The sequence below is a fragment of the Micromonospora sp. NPDC049366 genome (assembly GCF_044466625.1).
Lineage (GTDB): Bacteria > Actinomycetota > Actinomycetes > Mycobacteriales > Micromonosporaceae > Micromonospora.
The window spans coordinates 77,438-95,856 of sequence record NZ_JBITMV010000016.1; the positions used below are offsets into that span (position 1 = coordinate 77,438).

Annotated in this window: 13 protein-coding genes; 2 read left to right on the plus strand and 11 right to left on the minus strand. The window is 73.2% G+C overall.

Features of this window, described 5'->3' with window-relative positions:
- Window positions 1-53 precede the first annotated feature (53 nt).
- Together ACIBTV_RS22550 and ACIBTV_RS22555 are read left to right on the plus strand one after the other, a co-directional pair.
- Window positions 54-1,124 (plus strand): sugar phosphate isomerase/epimerase family protein, encoded by a 1,071-nt coding sequence (locus tag ACIBTV_RS22550; RefSeq protein WP_396707755.1) that lies wholly within the window; start codon window positions 54-56, stop codon window positions 1,122-1,124.
- A 133-nt stretch (window positions 1,125-1,257) separates the two neighbouring features.
- Window positions 1,258-2,442: an ROK family protein gene (locus ACIBTV_RS22555; protein WP_396707756.1), complete on the plus strand. Its 1,185-nt coding sequence runs from the start codon at window positions 1,258-1,260 to the stop codon at window positions 2,440-2,442.
- A gap of 42 nt (window positions 2,443-2,484) precedes the next feature.
- On the opposite strand, the gene ACIBTV_RS22560 is transcribed toward ACIBTV_RS22555, so the two are convergent.
- The 11 genes from ACIBTV_RS22560 to ACIBTV_RS22610 all read right to left on the minus strand — a co-directional run bounded on the left by ACIBTV_RS22560 (window position 2,485) and on the right by ACIBTV_RS22610 (window position 17,778).
- The gene (locus tag ACIBTV_RS22560; protein ID WP_396707758.1) at window positions 2,485-3,492 is read right to left on the minus strand and encodes a sugar phosphate isomerase/epimerase family protein; all 1,008 of its coding nucleotides are present in this window, start codon (window positions 3,490-3,492) and stop codon (window positions 2,485-2,487) included.
- 371 nt (window positions 3,493-3,863) lie between these two features.
- Entirely contained in the window at window positions 3,864-5,981 is a 2,118-nt protein-coding gene (locus ACIBTV_RS22565; protein ID WP_396707760.1) for a ThuA domain-containing protein, read from the minus strand.
- Window positions 5,982-6,056: 75 nt separating this feature from the next.
- A complete protein-coding gene (locus ACIBTV_RS22570) occupies window positions 6,057-8,927 on the minus strand; it encodes a PQQ-dependent sugar dehydrogenase (RefSeq protein ID WP_396707761.1) in 2,871 nt (956 codons plus the stop codon).
- Window positions 8,928-9,227: 300 nt separating this feature from the next.
- A complete protein-coding gene (locus ACIBTV_RS22575) occupies window positions 9,228-10,295 on the minus strand; it encodes a polyprenyl synthetase family protein (protein WP_396707763.1) in 1,068 nt (355 codons plus the stop codon).
- On the minus strand, window positions 10,292-11,800 hold the full coding sequence (locus tag ACIBTV_RS22580) for an alkaline phosphatase family protein (protein WP_396707765.1): 1,509 nt from the start codon (window positions 11,798-11,800) through the stop codon (window positions 10,292-10,294). The genes ACIBTV_RS22575 and ACIBTV_RS22580 overlap by 4 nt, the downstream gene beginning before the upstream one ends.
- Before the next feature lie 76 nt (window positions 11,801-11,876).
- Window positions 11,877-13,082, minus strand: coding sequence for a metabolite traffic protein EboE (eboE, locus tag ACIBTV_RS22585; RefSeq protein ID WP_396707767.1), 1,206 nt, complete (start codon window positions 13,080-13,082; stop codon window positions 11,877-11,879).
- Window positions 13,082-13,936, minus strand: a complete 855-nt coding sequence (locus ACIBTV_RS22590; RefSeq protein WP_396707769.1) for a TatD family hydrolase — start codon at window positions 13,934-13,936, stop codon at window positions 13,082-13,084. Before ACIBTV_RS22590 ends, eboE begins: the two co-directional genes overlap by 1 nt.
- Complete coding sequence (locus ACIBTV_RS22595) at window positions 13,936-14,604, minus strand: EboA domain-containing protein (protein WP_396707771.1); 669 nt, start codon at window positions 14,602-14,604, stop codon at window positions 13,936-13,938. The genes ACIBTV_RS22590 and ACIBTV_RS22595 overlap by 1 nt, the downstream gene beginning before the upstream one ends.
- 57 nt (window positions 14,605-14,661) lie before the next feature.
- Window positions 14,662-15,615, minus strand: a complete 954-nt coding sequence (locus ACIBTV_RS22600; RefSeq protein WP_396707772.1) for a sugar phosphate isomerase/epimerase family protein — start codon at window positions 15,613-15,615, stop codon at window positions 14,662-14,664.
- Entirely contained in the window at window positions 15,612-16,628 is a 1,017-nt protein-coding gene (locus tag ACIBTV_RS22605) for an SCO3242 family prenyltransferase (RefSeq protein ID WP_396707774.1), read from the minus strand. The genes ACIBTV_RS22600 and ACIBTV_RS22605 overlap by 4 nt, the downstream gene beginning before the upstream one ends.
- Window positions 16,612-17,778, minus strand: a complete 1,167-nt coding sequence (locus ACIBTV_RS22610; protein ID WP_396707776.1) for an inositol-3-phosphate synthase — start codon at window positions 17,776-17,778, stop codon at window positions 16,612-16,614. The genes ACIBTV_RS22605 and ACIBTV_RS22610 overlap by 17 nt, the downstream gene beginning before the upstream one ends.
- Window positions 17,779-18,419 lie beyond the last annotated feature (641 nt).

Genomic DNA, 18,419 nt, shown 5'->3' on the forward strand with positions numbered 1-18,419 from the left:
GCCACCTCAGCGACCGGCGCTGAGGCGGATCCGCCCGACCAGAGCGAGGTTCGATGAACGACAGTCAGCACGGAATGAGCCGGCGCCGGATGCTCGCCGGCGTCGCCGGCGTCGCCGGCGCCGCCGCCGTCGGCGCCACCGGCCTGGGCTCCCCCGCCCTCGCCGGCAACGGCGTGCTCGTCCCGCCCGGCAAGCGCGGCATCATCCTCTACAGCGTCCGCGACCGGATCTCGGCCGCCCCGGACGCCACCGGGGTGCCGTACGGCTTCGAGCGGGTGCTCGGCCGGCTCGCCGAGATCGGCTACAAGGAGGTCGAGTTCGCCGGGTACACCCAGCACACCGCCATCCTGGGCCGACAGATCACCCCCGCCGAGATCCGCAAGATCCTGGACGACAACGGGCTTCGCGCCAACGGCTCGCACGCCTCGGTCCCCAGCACCGTCACGCCCGACACGATCGCCGCGTTCGAGCAGACGCTCGACACCGCCGAGATCCTCGGGATGACGCACATCGGCACCGGCAGCGACCCGACCAGCAGCAACTACAAGGCCGACTGGGACGCCGCCGTGGACCGGTGGAACACCTTCGGCGAGATGGCCGCCGCCCGCGGGCTGAAGCTGTACACGCACAACCACGACGCGGCGTACAACTTCCTGTTGGACAGCGGCCCGCTGGACGCCCAGGGCCGGCCCACCCGATCCTCCGGGGTCCGGAAGCTGGAGTACTTCATCGCGCGGACCAACCCGGAGTGGGTGTGGTTCGAGCTGGACATCTACTGGGCGCACGTGGCCCAGCACCGGTTCCGCACCTACACCGACCCGGACGGAGTGACCCGCACCAGCGTCTTCGACCCGCTGGCCCTGGTCGCCGCCCAGACCATCCGGTTCCCGCTCTTCCACGCGAAGGACGGGGCGTTCAACCCGGCCAACAGCGCCGGGTACGACATGGTGCCGCTCGGCGAGGGCGACATCGACTACGGGACCTTCTTCGCCAACATGGGCGCGAAGGGCTACCACAACCCGATGTGGGAGCAGGACAACGCGCCGGGCGGCGCCGCCGACCCGGGCCGCTCGCTGCGGTACGCCGAGGTCAGCTACCGCCACATGTCGCGCCTTCGCGGCTGACACCGTCGCCGGGTCGGCGGAGCTGACCGACCCGGACACCACCCGGGGGCCGCATCCGTCACGGGATGCGGCCCCCGGTCGCCACAAGGCGGTAACACCGCCGTGGAAGACTCCGGTTGCGGAGGTGGTGGTCATGGTGCTGGTCCGACCCGAGAACACGCAGCAGGCGCGACTGGTCCGTCTGCTCCGCGACGACGGCCCCCGGTCCCGGGTGGAGCTCGGCGACGCCCTGGGCCTGTCCCGGTCCACGCTCACCGTGGAGCTGGAGCGGCTCGTCGCCCGGGGCCTGGTGGAGACCGCCGGGCCGGCCGCGTCCCGCGGTGGCCGCCGCTCGTCGCTGCTGCGCCTCGGCGGCGGGGTGCGCTTCGCCGGCGTGGTCGTCGCACCCGACCGGGTCACCGTGGCGGTGACCGACGGCGAGCTGAACGTCCTGGCCGAGGCCACTGAGCCGGTGGACGTCCGCACCGGGCCGGAGGCGGTGACCGGCCGGGCGGTCGAACTGGTCGACAAGCTCCGGGTGGAGCTGGGCATCCCCGAGCTGACCGGTGTGGGCATCGGCCTGCCCGGCCCGGTGAGCGCCGAGGCGGGCGCCTCGGTGGCGCCGACGGCGCTGCCCGGCTGGCAGCGGTTCCCGGTGCGGGACGCGTTCGCCACCGAGCTGGGCTGCCCGGCCGTGGTCGACAACGACGCCAACGTCCTCGCCCTCGGCGAGCAGCACACCGGCATCGGCCGCACCGTCGAGGACTTCCTCTACGTCAAGCTCGGCACCGCGATCGCCTGCGGCCTGGTGCTCGGCGGGACGCTCTACCGGGGCGCGACCAGCAGCGCCGGCGACATCGCCCACCTGCCCCTCGGCGAGGACGGGCCGACCTGCGTCTGCGGGGAGAGCGGCTGCCTGGAGGCCTACTGCGGGGACGCCGGGCTGGTCGCGGCCGCCCTGGCCGCCGCCCGCGCGGGCCGCTCCGCCGAGCTGGCCGGCCGACTCGCGGCGGCCGGCACGCTGACCGTACGCGACGTGGCCGCCGCCGCCACGGCCGGCGACCCGGCCGCGCAGACGCTGTTCCGCGACGCCGCCCGCCGGATCGGGCGGGTCCTGGTGGGCCTGGTCAGCTTCTTCAACCCCGGCATCGTGGTGATCGGGGGCGCGGCGGACGGCATCGGGCACATCCTGCTCGCCGAGATCCGCTCGGTCGTCTACCGCCGGTCGGCGCCGCTGGCCACCGGCACCATGCCGGTCGTGCTGTCCGACCTGGGTGGCCGGGCGGGGCTGGTGGGCGCGGCGCGGCTGGTCAGCGAGCAGGTCTTCGCGACGGGCTGACCGGGGGCCGAAGGGTGGTCGGCCCCCGGTCGCCCGTGTCGGTCAGTCCCTGCTGCTGAAGGCCGCGTCGAAGGCGGCGCTCGGGGCGTCGAAGGCGAGCCGGCGCACGAACTGGAGGGCCTCCGGGGCGCCGACGAGACGGTCCATCCCGGCGTCCTCCCACTCGACCGAGATCGGCCCGTCGTAGCCGATCGCGTTCAACGCGCGGAAGCAGTCCTCCCAGGGCACGTCGCCGTGGCCGGTGGAGACGAAGTCCCAGCCGCGCCGCAGGTCGGCCCAGGGCAGGTGCGAGGAGAGGCGACCGCGCCGGCCGTCACCCGTACGCACCTTGGCGTCCTTGCAGTCGACGTGGTAGATCCGGTCGGCGAAGTCGAAGATGAAGTTCACCGGGTCCAGCTCCTGCCAGACGAAGTGCGACGGGTCCCAGTTCAGCCCGAACGCGGGCCGGTGCCCGATCGCCTCCAGCGTCCGCTTCGTCGTCCAGTAGTCGTACGCGATCTCGCTGGGGTGCACCTCGTGCGCGAAACGCACGCCGACCTCGTCGAAGACGTCGAGGATCGGGTTCCACCGGTCGGCGAAGTCCTGGTAGCCGCGCTCGATCATCGACGGCGGCACCGGCGGGAACATCGCGAGGGTGTGCCAGATCGACGACCCGGTGAAGCCGACGACGGTCTTCACGCCGAGCTTCGCGGCCGCCCGGGCGGTGTCCTTGATCTCCTCGGCGGCCCGCTGGCGGACGCCCTCCGGCTCGCCGTCGCCCCAGATCCGCGCGGGCAGGATGTCCTGGTGACGCTCGTCGATGGGGTGGTCGCAGACGGCCTGGCCGACCAGGTGGTTGGAGATCGTGTAGACCTTCAGGTTGTGCTTGGCCAGGGTCTCCTTCTTCCGGTCGACGTAGGAGTCGTCGGCCAGCGCCTTGTCGACCTCGAAGTGGTCGCCCCAGCAGGCGATCTCCAGACCGTCGTAGCCCCACTCGGAGGCGAGCCGACAGACCTCGTCGAACGGAAGGTCGGCCCACTGGCCGGTGAAGAGCGTGATGGGTCGCGCCATTGTCCTTGTCTCCCCTGGTGTGATGGGGATTCCGTACGAGCGGACCGGGGCGAGGGTGACCGGTCGAACCGGTGCGCGGCGGGGACGCGGCGGAACACCGGTGGGTGCGGGACGCACCTGGGCCCGTCGGGTTGCGCCTCCCGCCGGGTCACCGGCCACCTCCACGGTCGCCGCCCCCAACTCTAGGTCGGCCGGGGCCGGCGCGGAAGGCCCCGCGTCCAACGACCGCCGGGACCGAGGGGGCCGGCCCGACCGGCTCGCGGGCGTCGCCGCGGACCGCGATCGGGACGTCGTCGACGGGACGAGGGCCCCGCGCCGGTGGGAACGTCGACGCGGGGCCCTCGCGTTCAGGGGATCGGGCGGTCAGCGGGTCACGGCAGGATCCACTTCTGGTTGGCCGCGTTGGCGATGCACGTCCACAGGTGCACCGGCGTGCTGTCGGCCGAGTTGTTGCCCGAGACATCCAGACACTTGCCCGACTGCGGATTACGCAACGACCCGTCGGCCTGCGCCGACCAGTTCTGCGCACCCGAGCCGTTGCACGTCCACAACTGGATCTTCGTACCGTCCGCCGAAGCACCACCGTTCACATCCAGACACTTACCCAACGCCCGGATCGTCGAATTCGGCGTCACCGTCCACGTCTGAGCGGCACTGCCGCTGCAGGTGTAGAGCTGGATCTGCGTACCGTCGGCGGTGCCGGCGTTGCGAACGTCCAGGCACTTGTTCGCCAGGCCGCGGATGAGGCCGGTGCCGGTGCCGCCGCCGGTCCCCTTCACCAGGGTGAAGTCGTCCACGTCGAAGAGCCCGGTGCCCGACCCGGTGAAGGTCAGGTAGAGGTTCTGCGTCCCGGACGGCACGTTGGACAGGTTGGTGGTGACGTCGGCGAAGGTGTTCCAGCCTCCGGTGTTGGGCACCGCCACCGAGCCGAGCACGGTGCCGGTGGGCGATCCGGTGCGGACCTGGATGGTGCCGCCCGGCCCGCCGGAGACGATCCGCGCACGGAACGAGGTGGTCCCGCCCACGTTCACACCGTTGTACGCCGCCCAGTCGCCCGGGTCGATGTAGCCGATGGTCTGCCCGCCGTTGGCCCCGGTCTTGCCGACCACCGAGGTCCCGTTGGTCGAGCTGAACGCCTCGGCCTGGACGGTGACGTTCCCGGTGGGCGGCGGGGTGGTGCCCAGCTCCTTGATCCGGATGTTGCGGAACGACGCGTCGTCACCGGTGCCGTGGTTCTGGATGCCGATGTGGCCGGCGAGCGAGCGGACCGGGTTGGTGTTGGTGAAGTCGTTGATCTTCACCCCGTTCAGGAAGATCTGGAGCCGCTCCCCCTCGACCAGCAGCTCGTAGGTGTTCCACTCCCCCGCCGGGTTGAGCGCGGCGTCGCGGGCCGCGATGTCCGCCGACTTGAAGGTGTAGACCGAGCCGGTGGTCCGGTCGACCGCGTCGGTGGGGTCGATCTGGATCTCGTAGCCGTTGTCGACGGCGGACCAGGGGTCGCTCGACGGCGGGAAGCCGATGAAGACCCCGGAGTTGTCGTCGCCGGCGATCCGCCAGTCCAGCTTCAGCGAGTAGTTGGTGAACTGCTTCGCGCTGTACCAGTACAGGCCCATGCCGCCGACCGAGCTGAGGGTGGCGTCGGAGTTGGTGAAGCTGCCCGGCCCGGCCTGCGACCAACCGGTGGTCGAGCCGTTGTAGAGCGTCGTGTAGCCGGTCTCGGGCCGGCAGTCGGCCTTGCTGCGACCGGCCGCGTACCGGATGCCGCCGAGCAGGTGGGCGCGGAACGCCGGCTCGGCGTACGAGGACTGGGTGTGCCCGCCGCCGGTGTAGAAGGACCGGCCGCCGTTGTAGGTCTTGCACCAGGCGTGCGGGTGGTCGGCGCCCATGCCGCCGCCGGAGTAGGACGACTCGTCCAGGGTGGCCAGCACCCGCGCGGTGGAGCGCGCGTTGGTCTGGTAGTTGTACCACTCGTCGGTGCGCGTCCAGGTCTGCGGCAGGTGTGCCGTGGCCGCGTGGCCCCGGTTCTCCACCTTGACGTTGGCCTGCTGGATGGCCGGGTGCGACGCGAAGTACGCGCCCACGAGGTTGCCGTAGAAGGACCAGCCGTACTCGGTGTCCGCGGCGGCGTGTACGCCGACGTAGCCACCGCCGCCGCCGATGTACGACTCGAAGGCGGTCTGCTGGCTGGCGTTGAGCACGTCACCGGTGGTGTTGAGGAAGATCACCGCCTCGTACTGGGCGAGGTTGCCGGTGGTGAAGGCGGCGGCGTCCTCGGTGGCGGTGACGGTGAAGTTGTTGGCCGCCCCGAGGTCGCGGATCGCCTGAGTGCCGACCGCGATCGAGTCGTGCCGGAAACCGGCGGTCTTCGAGAAGACCAGCACGTCGTAGGGGGCGTCGGCGGCGCTGGCCGGGGTGGCCGGGGTGGTGCAGGCGATGACGGCGAGGACGGCGGTGGCCGCGCCGAGGACGGGTCGCAGGAGTCTGCGCATGTCGCTCTCCTAGGGTCGGTCGGGAGGGGCCACCGGTCTCGACGCTACGCCGGGACCGGTGGCGCTCCGCTCAACTCAGGGCAGGATCCACTTCTGGTTGGCCGCGTTGGCGATGCACGTCCACAGGTGCACCGGCGTGCTGTCGGCCGAGTTGTTGCCCGAGACATCCAGACACTTGCCCGACTGCGGATTACGCAACGACCCGTCGGCCTGCGCCGACCAGTTCTGCGCACCCGAGCCGTTGCACGTCCACAACTGGATCTTCGTACCGTCCGCCGAAGCACCACCGTTCACATCCAGACACTTACCCAACGCCCGGATCGTCGAATTCGGCGTCACCGTCCACGTCTGAGCGGCACTGCCGTTACAGGTGTAGAGCTGGATCTGCGTACCGTCGGCGGTGCCGGCGTTGCGAACGTCCAGGCACTTGTTCGCCAGGCCCCGGATCGGGCCGGCACCGCCGCTGGTGGTGCCGGTGTTCAGGGTGAACGCGTCCACGTCGTAGAGCGCCCCGGTGCCCGAGCCGGCGAAGGTCAGGTAGAGCGTGGTGGTGGCGGCCGGCGGGCTGGTGACGGTGCCGGTCACCGTGGTGAACGTGTCCCAGGCCCCGGTGACCGGGACGGTGGCCGACCCGATCACGGTGCCGGTGGCGGAGCCGGTGCGGAGCTGGAGCGTGCCGCCGGCGCCGGCCGAGGAGACCCGAGCGGAGAACGACGTGACGTTGCCGACCTGGTACGGCTGGAAGGCGATCCAGTCCCCGTTGTTGATGTCGCCGACGGTCTTGCCGCCCTCGGCGGGCGCCTTGTCGAACGTGTTGACGCCCGACGAGGTCTTGAAGTGCTCGGCCTGCCGGTGCCGCGGCTGCAGCGTGTGCTGGGTGTGGGTGGTCAGCCCACCGGCGTCGGTGTACTCGGCGTCGAAGATCGCGAAGATGTTCGCCGCGTAGTCGTGTTCACCGTCGACCGGGATGGTGATCGAGCCTGAGCACCCGTTCTGCGAGGTGATCTGGTGACCGTGCTGGTCGTGGCCGAGCACGTACGTCATCTTGACCTTGGTGCAGTCGATCGTGCCGTCCTCCGGGTCGGTGACCGTGATGCTGAACGGCACGGTGTCGCCGAAGGAGAAGAGCTTGCCGTTGCCGGGCGCGTTGATCGTCACCGTCGGGGCGGTGTTGCCGACGCTGATCAGCACGCTCGCGCTGCCGGTGGCGCCCTGCGGGTCGCGGACGGTCAGCGTGGCGTTGTACGTCCCGTTGCTGGTGTAGGTCTTCGTCGGGTTGGCCGCCGTGGAGGTGGTGCCGTCGCCGAAGGCCCAGGAGTAGGTCAGCGCGCCACCCTCGGGGTCGGACGATCCGGCCGAGGAGAACGTCACGCTCAGCGGCGCCGGGCCGGAGGTCCGGTTGGCGCTGGCCGCGGCCGTCGGCGCGCGGTTGCCGCCGCCGACGTACTCGAAGCGGTAGAGCGCGGAGTTGGCGTCACCGTTGAAGTAGCCGGTGCCGTAGTCGAGCACGTAGTACGCGCCGTCCGGGCCGAACGCGGAGTCCATCACCTGCTTGCCCGTCCAGGGGAAGGTGTCGATGGTGCCCGGCGATCCGTCGGCGTTCACGTGGATCGGCTTGATCCAGCCGCGGCCGAACTCGGTGGCGAAGAACTGCCCGTCGAAGGACTGCGGGAACTTCACCGTCGAGGTGGAGGAGGCGTTGTACCGGTAGACCGGGCCGCCCATCGGGGACTCGGAGCCGCCGCCGAACTCGGCCGGGCTGCCGGCGTCGCCGCCGTAGCGGATCCAGGCGGGCCGCGCGGCCGGCAGGGTGGTCAGGCCGGTGTTGCGGAAGGAGTTGTTCGTCGGCCCGCCGGTGCAGTTGAACTTGGGACCGGTCGCGTTGGTGGCGAAGTTCCACTCGTTGTACGTCTCGGACGTGGTGTTCGTGCCCGTGCAGTACGGCCAGCCGTAGTTGCCCGGCGACGTCACCCGGTTGAACTCGACCTGGCCGGACGGGCCCCGGGTGGAGCTGGTGGAGCCCGCGTCCGGCCCGTAGTCGCCGACGTAGACGATGCCGGTGGCCTTGTCGACGCTCATCCGGAACGGGTTCCGGAAGCCCATCGCGTAGATCTCCGGACGGGTGCCGGCGGTGCCGGGCGCGAAGAGGTTGCCGGTCGGGATGGAGTACGTCCCGTTCGCGTTCACCTTGATCCGGATGATCTTGCCGCGCAGGTCGTTGGTGTTGCCGGCGCTGCGTTGCGCGTCGTAGCCGGGGTTGCGGTTGGTCCGCTCGTCGATCGGCGCGTAGCCGGCGGAGTCGAACGGGTTGGTGTCGTCGCCGGTGGAGAGGTAGAGGTTGCCGGCGGCGTCGAAGTCGATGTCGCCGCCGACGTGGCAGCAGAGACCCCGGTCGGCCGGCACGTCGAGGACGTCGACCTTGCTGGCCTGGTTGAGGGTGAAGTCGGCGTTCAGGGTGAACCGGGACAGCCGGTTGACGCCCTGCCAGGCGGAGAAGTTCGTGCCGGTGGCCGGGGCGTCGCCCGAGGGCGTCGACAGCGGCGGGGCGTAGTACAGGAAGATGTGCCGGTTGGTGGCGAAGTTGGGGTCGACGCCGACGCCCTGGAGGCCCTCCTCGTCGTGGGTGTAGACGGCGAGCGTCCCGATCACGGAGGTGGTGCCGTTGGCGTCGGTGCGCCGCAGCGTGCCGTTGCGCGCGGTGTGCAGGACCGACCGGTCGGGCAGCACCGCCAACGACATCGGCTCGCCCATCTCGGCGGCGCCGCGGGCGAGCTCGACCTGCTGGAAGTCGGACGCGTTGATGGCGTGGGCCTGGGCCGGGGTGGGGCCGCCCAGCGCGGCCGGGCCGGCGCCGAGCGAGACCGTGCCGGCCGCGACGACGAGCAGTAGCGCGGATCCGGCGGAGAACGAACGTCGGGGCCGGTGGGATCTGTCCTTTGTGGACATACGGGGGCTGTCCCTTCCTGACGAGTGACTGCCAGGGCGGGGCGCGCGCCGACGCGCCGGGTGCCGTAGCGGGGTTGCGGTAGGTCGGCCGGGTGCCGATCCGGCCGGCCGTGACCACCGGTCGGTGGAGCCACGCGCTCGGAGGTCACCAGTCGATGGGTTACCGCGCCGCCGGTTCACCTCGACGAAACAGTGTGGTATTGGTCACGACATTAAGTGGCAGACTTAGATGTGTCCATACCTTCTGCCGGTGCAACCCCGACTTTCGCTGAGTTGGTGGAAAGTCCCAGGACGAGTCGATCAGGAGCGCCGCTCGATGGCCTGCTCCGCGAGACCGACGAGCGCCGCACGGGTCGCGTCGTCCACCGGCGCGCTCCCCAGCGCGGCCAGCGCACCCTCCGTACGGACCCGGATCATCTGCTCGATCCGCTCCCGGGCGCCGGTGCTCTCGATGATCGCGCGCAGCTCCGCCGCGCCGTCCGCGTCCAGGTCGGGGTTGCCGAACAACTCCCGCAGCCGAGTGGTCTGCGCCCGGTCGGCGGCGCTGCGAGCCAGCGCCATCATGACCGTGGGCTTGCCCTCCCGCAGGTCGTCCAGGATCGACTTGCCGGTCACCGCCGGGTCACCGAAGACGCCGAGCACGTCGTCGCGGAGCTGGAACGCGTCGCCGAGCGGGTCACCGAACTCGGCCAACGCCTCGATCAGCTCCGATGACCCACCGGCCAACGCCGCCCCGATCTGCAACGGCCGGGTGACCGTGTAGCGGGCCGCCTTCATCCGGATCACCGTCAACGCGCTCGCCACCGACCCGTCACCGACGCCGGAGACGAGATCCAGGTACTCCCCCGCGATCACCTCGGTACGCATCAGCGCGAACATCGCGTACCCCCGGTGCACCTGCTCCGTGGTGAGCCCGCACTCGTGGAACATCTGGTCCGACCAGGCCGCGCAGAGGTCGCCGCAGAGCAGCGCGGTGTTGCGGCCGTACGCCTCCGGGTCGCCCCGCCAGGACGAGCGCGCGTGCAGGTCGGCGAAGAGCCGATGCACCGACGGCTCGCCCCGGCGGCGGTCGCTGCCGTCGAGGATGTCGTCGTGGATCAGGGCGAAGGCATGGAACAGCTCCAGCGCGGCCGCCGCCACCACGATCGGCGTGCCGTCCACACCGCCGGCGCCCCGCCACCCCCAGTAGCAGAACAGGGGGCGCAGGCGCTTGCCACCGGCCAGCACGAACCGCTGCAACGCGGTGAACACCCCGCGCGGAGCGCCGTCCGGCCAGTCCGGGCCCTGCCGGTCGAGGAACGCGGCCAGCTCGGCGTCGAAGCGGGCGCGCAGCCCACTCGCGTCGGTGGGCGCCACCGTGACCGTCACGGCGCCTCCCCCGCCGCGCCGGACGCCACCGCACCGGTCACCGCGCCGGCGCCCGCCGACCCGGACGTCCCGGCCGCCGGTCCCGACCCCGGTGGCGGGGCCGGTGTTCCCGGTGCCGGGGCCGACGCGAGCCCGGCCAGCTCCAGCAGCAGCGACTTCACCTCCGTCGCGGCGATCCGGTCCCGCGCCGCAGCCGGGTCCGAGCAGAGCAGCACCGGAGCGTCCCGCGGATCGGCGGGCAGCCGGCCGTGCGAGCCGCGTACCGCCCGCGCCCCGGCGTCCAGCCCGACCACGTTCATCAGGTAGCGCATGCCGAGCTTCTTGCGGGCCAGCGCGGTGGCGGCACGGCGCTTCGCCGCGAGCGGGGCGGCCGGATCGAAGAAGAGCTCGGCCGGGTCGTAGCCGGGCTTGCGGTGGATCTCGACGAGCCGGGCGAAGTCCGGCGCCCGGGCGTCGTCCAGCCAGTAGTAGTAGGTGAACCAGGCGTCCGGCTCGGCCACCAGCACCAGCTCGCCGGCGCGCGGATGGTCCAGCCCGTGCGCCGCCTTGCCGTCGGCGTCCAGCACCTCGGCCACCCCGGGCAGCCCGGCGCAGAGCTTCGCGACCGCCGGCACGTCCGCCGGGTCCCGCACGTACACGTGCGCGACCTGGTGGTCGGCGACCGCGAACACCCGCGACGTCCAGGGGTCGAGATACTCCATCCCGTCCTGGGTGTGGACCCGCAGCAGCCCTTCGGCGCGCAGCAGGCGGTTGACGTCGACCGGCCGGGAGACGTCGGTGATGCCGTACTCGGAGAGCGCCACCACCGTCGCGCCCCGGGCCCGGGCGGCGTCCAGCAGCGGGCCCAGCACCGCGTCCAGCTCGGCCGCCGCCGCAGCCGCCTGCGGCGAGGAGGCGCCGTGCCGTTGCAGGTCGTAGTCCAGGTGCGGGACGTACACCAGGGTCAGGTCCGGCGAGTGGTCGGCGAGGATCTGCTCGGCGGCCCGGCAGATCCAGGTCGAGGAGGGGATTCCGGCACCCGGCCCCCAGTAGGTGAAGAGCGGGAACGTGCCGAGCCGGCCGGTGAGCGCGTCGTGCAGCTCCGGCGGATCGGTGTAGCAGTCCGGCTCCTTGCGCCCGTCGGCGTAGTAGACCGGACGCGGGGTCACCGTCCAGTCCACGTCCGCGCCCATCGCGTACCACCAGCAGACGTTGGCCACCGTGTAGCCCGGCTCGGCCCGGCGGGCCGCCTGCCACAGCTTCTCCCCGCCGACCAGCGCGTTGTGCTGCCGCCACAGCAGCACCTCGCCGAGCTCCCGGAAGTACCACCCGTTGCCGACGACGCCGTGCCCGGCCGGCAGCTCACCGGTGAGGAACGTCGACTGCACCGAGCACGTCACGGCGGGCAGCACCGTGCCCAGCTCGGCCCGGAAACCGGTGTCGGCCACCGCCCGCAGCCGCGGCATGTGCGCCAGCAACCGAGGAGTCAGTCCCACCACGTCCAGCACCACCAACTGCGTGCTCATGCCGCCCCCTCCCTCCGGTCGGCGCCGTCATGAGGCTCCACCGCGCTGTACCGACCGATTCGCTCGCTACGCTCGCTCATGCCGCCACCTCGCTTGGTTCGGTTGATTGGGCCACCGGGCTGAGGCCGAGCGCGACCAGCTCGTCGCGGGCGAAGGCCAGCTCCGCGGCGATGCCGACGGCCAGCTCCGCGTCGGTGCGCGGCCGCCGTGCCTCCGGCAGCACCCCCCAGGTGTACGTCTCGACGTCGAGGTGGTCGCAGCCGGCGTCCGGCCCGGCGTAGAGCGCTCTCAGCGCGGCCCGCAGGACGGGCAGCGTCGACTCCAGCGGCGGCTCCGGCGGGGCGTGCAGCGGCACGTGGTAGTGCACCCGCCACGGCCCGGGCAGCCGCGCGTCGAGGGCGGCGTCGAGGTCGTCGGCCGCGTGCGCCGGATCGGCCGGGTCCGCCGCTGCCGCGCAGCCGCCGCCCCGGGTCTGGTGCAGGAAGCGGGGTTCGACCCAGCGCCGCAGCGCGTCGGCGGAGCCGACCGGGTCGGCCGCCTCCAGCGCCGCCGAGACCTGCACCTTCACCACCGGCAGACCGGCGGCGCGCAGGCGGGCGAACGCCTCCGCCGGCTCCTCCCAGGCACAGGCGAGGTGCGCGAGATCCACGCACACCCCCAGTCGATCACTGTCCACGCCGGACAGTATCGCGACGGATTGTTTCGTGTTCTCCACCAAACAGCCGGGTTCCGGCTCGAATCCGACCCGGATCCGCCGGCCGGTCTCCCGCTCCACCGCGGCGAGACCGGCGGCGAGCCGGTCCAGCCGATGGCGGGCCGCCGACGACCGGGTGGCGTCCCAGGGCGTGCGCCAGGCCAGCGGCAGGGTGGAGATCGAGCCGCGGGCGGCGTCGTCGGGCAGCAGGTCGGCCAGCACCCGGGCCAGGTCGAGGGTGTACGCCAGCCGCGGCTCGGTCGTCCAGTCCGGGTGGTACACGTCGCCCTTGACGACGGGGGCCTGGAACGCCGCGTACGGGAAGCCGTTGAGGGTGACCACCTCCAGCCCGCGGGCGTCCAGTTCCCCGCGCAGCCGGCGACGCGTCGCCGGGTCGGCGGCCAGCTCGGCGGCGACCGGGGCGGCCAGCCAGAGCCCGAGCCCCAGCCGGTCGCTGCCGAGCGCCGCCCGGACCGGGACCGCGTACGTGTCCAGTTGCGCCAGGATGCCGGCGAGGTCCTCGGCCGGATGCACGTTGGTGCAGTAGCCCAGGTGCACCGTCTCGCCGCCGGCGTGCCGCAGCCGCATCAGCTGCCGCCGCGCAGGATCGAGTTGCCGGCGAACGTGCCGGCGTCGGCGAGGTCGAGGTCGCTCAGGTCGAGCCGCCCCGACTGGCCGTAGAACTCGACGGGGTTGCGCCAGAGCACCCGGTCGACGTCGTCGGCGGTGAAACCGGCGTCGAGCATCGCCTCGGCGGTGGCCCGGGTGAGCAGCGGGTCGGAGCGGCCCCAGTCGGCCGCCGAGTTGACCAGCATCCGCTCGGTCCCGTACGCGCGCAGCAGCTCGACCATCCGTGGCGGCGACATCTTCGTGTCGGGGTAGATGGAGAAGGCCAGCCAGCAGCCGGTGTCCCGGACCAGCTTCACGGTCACCTCGTTGAGGTGGTCGAGCACCACGCGGCCCGGGTCGATGCCGGATTCGCGGACCACCGCCAGGCTGCGTTCGACACCCCGGGCCTTGTCGCGGTGCGGGGTGTGCACCATCGCCGGCAGCTCGTGCGCGACGGCCAGGGCGAGCTGGGCGGCGAACGCCTCGTCCTCCTCCGGGGTCATCGAGTCGTAGCCGATCTCGCCGACCGCCACCACGCCGTCCTTCTCCAGGTAGCGGGGCAGCAGGTCGAGCACCGGACGGCAGCGCGGGTCGTTGGCCTCCTTCGGGTTCAGCGCGATCGTCGCGTGGTGCCGGATGCCGAACTGCCCGGCCCGGAACGGCTCCCAACCGATCAGCGAGTCGAAGTAGTCGGCGAAGGAGGCGGGACTGGTGCGGGGCTGCCCCAGCCAGAACGCGGGCTCGACCAGCGCGCGGACACCGGCGGCGGCCATCCGCTCGTAGTCGTCGGTGGTGCGCGACGTCATGTGGATGTGCGGGTCGAAGATGCGCATCACGCCTCCTGAGCGCTGAGCCGGGCGGATCCCGTGCCGGCGTGGTCGGTGCCCGGTCCGGCGGCGGTCAGCCGTCCGGCCCCGAGTCGGTCGAGCAGGGCGGTGGCGTCGGCGGGCATGCTCCGCCCGGCGGCCTGCCGCTCGGCGGCGAGACCGGCCAGCATCACGGCCAACTCGCCGTCGGCGCGGCCGTCGAGGTCGGCCACCACGGCCAGCGGCACCCCCACGAAGACGCACTTCAGCACCGCCTGCCGCCAGGCGGCGTCGTCGAGGTGCCGGGCGTACGGGCCGAGTGCCGCGGCGACCAGCCGGGTGTCGTTGGTCCGGATCGCGTCGTGCAGCAGGGGCACCCCGGCCACGCCGATCGGCAGCAACGGCAACGCCTTGAGCACCGCCCGCCGCTCGGCGGCGTCGCCGTGCCGGTAGAGACGCTCGGCGTACGGGGCGGCGTGGTCGCGGGGCAGCGCGGTGAGCAGCAGGGTGCGGGCGGCCTCGTCGGCCGTCCAGCCGGGTGCGTCGGGCAGCTCGTCGCGGCCGCAGCGGCGACCGGCGGCCGGGAAGGCCCGGGTGATCGTCGCCGGGTCGGCCGCCACCTCGCGCAGCGCCGCGTCCAGCCAGTCGGGGTCCCGGACGCCCCGCAGGGCCGATCGCAGTTGGTCGGGTGTCATGCCTGTCTCCTCCCTCGTGCTGGTCGGCGGGTGCCGTACCGCGTCCTCAGCTCTGCTTCACTCCCGGCGACGGCCGGTGGCCGCCGCCCGGACGGCACCCGTCGCCTGCGCCGGTACGCGCAACGGGCGGGTGTCGTTCGGCCCGTCGGTGTGGTCGGGGCCGTCGGTGCCGACGCTCTCGGCGGCGGCGCGCAGGAACTCCAGCGACCGGGCCGCCACGTCGGGCGCGGCGTGCGAGTGCCGGGGCAGCTCCACGGCGACCAGGCCCCGGTAGCCGGCGTCGTCCAGCGCACGCAGCACCGGCGGGAAGTCGATCTCGCCGGCGCCGAACTCGAGGTGCTCGTGCACGCCGCGGCGCATGTCGTCGATCTGGACGTTGACCAGGTGCTCGGCCACCTCGTGCACACACTGCGGCACCGGCCACGGCTCCAGGCAGCGACAGTGTCCGATGTCGAGGGTGATGCCGAAGGGACCCGGGTCGCCGAGGGCGGCGCGCAGTCGGCGCCAGCCGGCGATGTCCTCGACCAGCATGCCGGGCTCCGGCTCGAAGCCCAGCGGCACACCGACCCGCTCGGCGGCGTCGACCACCGTGGCGCAGCCGGCGACCAGCCGGTCCCAGGCCGTCCGGGGCGCGACCGGTTCCGGGCGCACGCCGGCCCAGAAGGAGACGGCCTCGGCGCCCAGGTCCGCGCCGATCCGCACCGCCCGGCGCAGGAACTCGATCCGCCGGGTCGGGTCGTCGTGCAGCAGCGTGGGGGCGTGCTTGTGCCACGGGTCCAGCAGGTAGCGGGCCCCGGTCTCCACCACCACCGCGAGGCCGAGCGTCTCCAGCCGCCGCCGCACGGCCGCCACCCGACGGGGCAGCGCGGGCGCGAACGGGTCGAGGTGGTCGTGGTCGAGGGTGAGGGCCACCCCGACGTAGCCGAGGTCGGCGATCACGGCGAGGGCCTCGTCCAGCCGGTGGTTGGCGAACCCGTTGGTGCCGTAGCCGAGCCGAGGGGTCGCGCTCATGTCGGCGAGATCCTCCGGGCGAGGCGGCGACCGAGCGGCGCCGCCGCGGCGACGGCCAGCCCGAGCAGCCCGGCACCGCCCCGCGCGGTCAGCGCGCCCTGCAGCGCGGGCAGCCCGGTGATCCCGGCGCCGACGGCGGCCCGGACCCGGCCGGCGCTGGGATCGGCGAGCACCCGCGCCTGCGCCCGGCCGTAGCCGGCCGCGTACCAGGTGGCCAGGGCCGCCGGCAGCGCGGCGGCGAGCGCGGCCCGGCGGGACCGGTCCCGCGTTCCCGTCGTGACCCGGCCGGGGCGGGGGGTGCCGCGGCCCGGGTCCCGACGGGCCGCGGCACGTTCCTGGAGGGCGGGGATGCCGGCGTCGTCGCGGGCCGGGTCGAGGTTTCGCGCGGGATCGTCGCCGGGGCGCCGGCGGGGCCGGGCGGCGACGCTCGCGGCGACCAACGCGGTGCCGGCGAGGGTGCCCAGGGGCAGAGCGGTGTCGGCGCCGGTGACCTCGCGGCGGGACAGCGCGGTGACCGTCCACGTGTGCGCGGCCACGGTCAGCGCCGCGGGCAGGGCTCGGCTCAGCCGCCCGCCGGTGGCGCCGAGCAGCACGTCCAGCCCCCGGCAGGCGGCCATCACGGCGGGGCCGGCGGCGGTGTTCTTCGCGCGGAGGTCGTACCCCCAGACGGTCGCGGCCAGCGGCACCGCGACGGCCGCGGCACGCCGGCCACCGGCGGCGGTGGCCAGGCCCAGGCCGGCGGCGGTGAGGCCGGCGGCGAGACCGACCGCGGCGGCGGGGTGGACCCGTCCGCTGGGGATCGGCCGCTCCGGCCGCTCCACGGCATCCAGCCGGCGGTCGGCCCAGTCGTTGGCGGCCATCCCCGCCCAGTAGAGCAGCACCGAGGCGCCGGCGAGGGCGGGCGTACGCCGGTCGAGCGCGCCGGCCGCGGCGGCGCCGGCGACCACGTCACCGGGCACCGAGAGCGCGGCCGGCGCGCGGACCAGCTCGATCAGGTCAGCCAGCGTGGCCATCGGCGCTCTCCAAGCCGGTGTGCAGCGCTCGGGTGAACTCGACCAGCCGGGTCCACTGCTCGCCGAGTGAATGGGTCGGCGACCCGAGCGGGTCCTTGAAGAAGAACGCCAGCTCGGTGAGGGGGCCGACCTGGCCGGCGGCGTGCGCGGCGGCGGTGAGCCGGGCCAGGTCGAGCACCAGCGGGGCGGCGAGCGCGGAGTCGCAGCCGTGCCAGGTGAACTCCATCCGCATGCCGGTGCCGAGGAAGCCGGAGAAGGTAATGAGGTCCCAGGCGGTCTTGAAGTCGCCCAGCTCCTCGACGTAGTCGATCCGGGTGCCGCCCTGCGGCACGTAGCCGAGTGTCTCGCCGAGCACCCGCTGCTTGCTCTCCACCTTGGCCGCGTTGGCGGCCGGGTCGGCCAGGTTGGCGCCGTCGCCGCCGCCGAGCAGGTTGATGCCGGACCAGGAGCGCACGGTCAGGTGTCGCATCGCGAACATCGGGGCGAGCACCGACTTCACCAGGGTCTCCCCGGTCTTGCCGTCGTGCCCCGCGTACGGCAGGCCGCGTTCGACGGCGAGGGTGTGCAGCGCCGGGAGCCGGGCCCCGGTGGACGGGGTGAAGTCGACGTAGGGGCAGCCGGCGGTCAGCGCCGCGTACGCGTAGAGCGAGCTGGCGGGCAGCACCTCGTCGGGGCCGGTCAGGGCGTCGCGCAGGGTGGCCGGGTCGGCATGGGCGGGGTGGGCCGTCGCGGTCGGCTCGGTGGCCGACACGTTGACCACGACCACCCGGTCGAGCCGGTGCCGGTCGCGGAAGTCGGTGAGGTCCCGCACGATGGCGGCGGCCCGTTCGGCCTGGCTCCCGGCGGCCGGTGCGGGGCGCAGCTCCTCCTCGACGGCGGCGAGCTCGTCGGGCAGGGCGGCGACCAGGCGGCCGGGCAGCACCCCGGCGGTGGCGAGCGCCTCGGCGCGCTTGCACAGCGGCGTGGTGGCCACGTCGTGACCGCCGAAGACCAGGTCGGCGAAGGCCGGCAGGGCGGGACCGCGCAGCTCGGGCAGCTCGGTGACGCAGCCGGTCGACCCGGCGAGCCCGGCGCGCAGCGCGAGCCCTCCGACGATGCTGGTGGTCGCGACCGAACCACGCGCCCCCACCAGCCAGACACCCGTACGCATGGCGCCCCTTCCCCGGTCAGGAGGACCGTTGTGCATCGAATTATCTTAATATCAGAATTTTATTCCGAAGGATATAGATGGTTCCGGAAACAATGGAATCGTTCGGATGGGCCCCGTCCACCCGGCTCGCCCGCGGGACGGTCCGGCGTCGAAGTCGGCGGCGACGGCGCCGGACCGGCTCCCGGTGCGATCCGGGCGGACGGGGCTGGCAGGCAGGGTCGGGTCGGCGTCTCGACCCTGCCTCCCCCGCATCCGTTGTGCCGGGACAGGACATGTCCCGGCCGGACGTCTCAGCAGTCGCGGTCCGCCACGGGTCGGCGGATCAGGTCGGTGACGGTCGCGCAAGAGGCGGGCGGTGCCATGTGCTCCTCCGGATCGTCGGGGTGGTGGCGGTTCTCCGGTGCGGCCGGGGAATCCCGGTCCGGCCGCACCGGAGAACCGTCCTGCTCGTGCGCCACCGGGCCGTGGCCCGGCTGCACGCCCTCCCGGTGCCGACCTCGTCCCGGCCGCGGGGCGCAACCGCGGCCGGTCCCTCGCCGGTCGGTCCGGGAGGCTCGTCGGGGCGGTGCCGGCGGGAACGCCGCCACCGCGCGGTGGTTGGGGTGGGTGGCCCGGCCGGACCGGAGCCCGGCCGGGCCGAC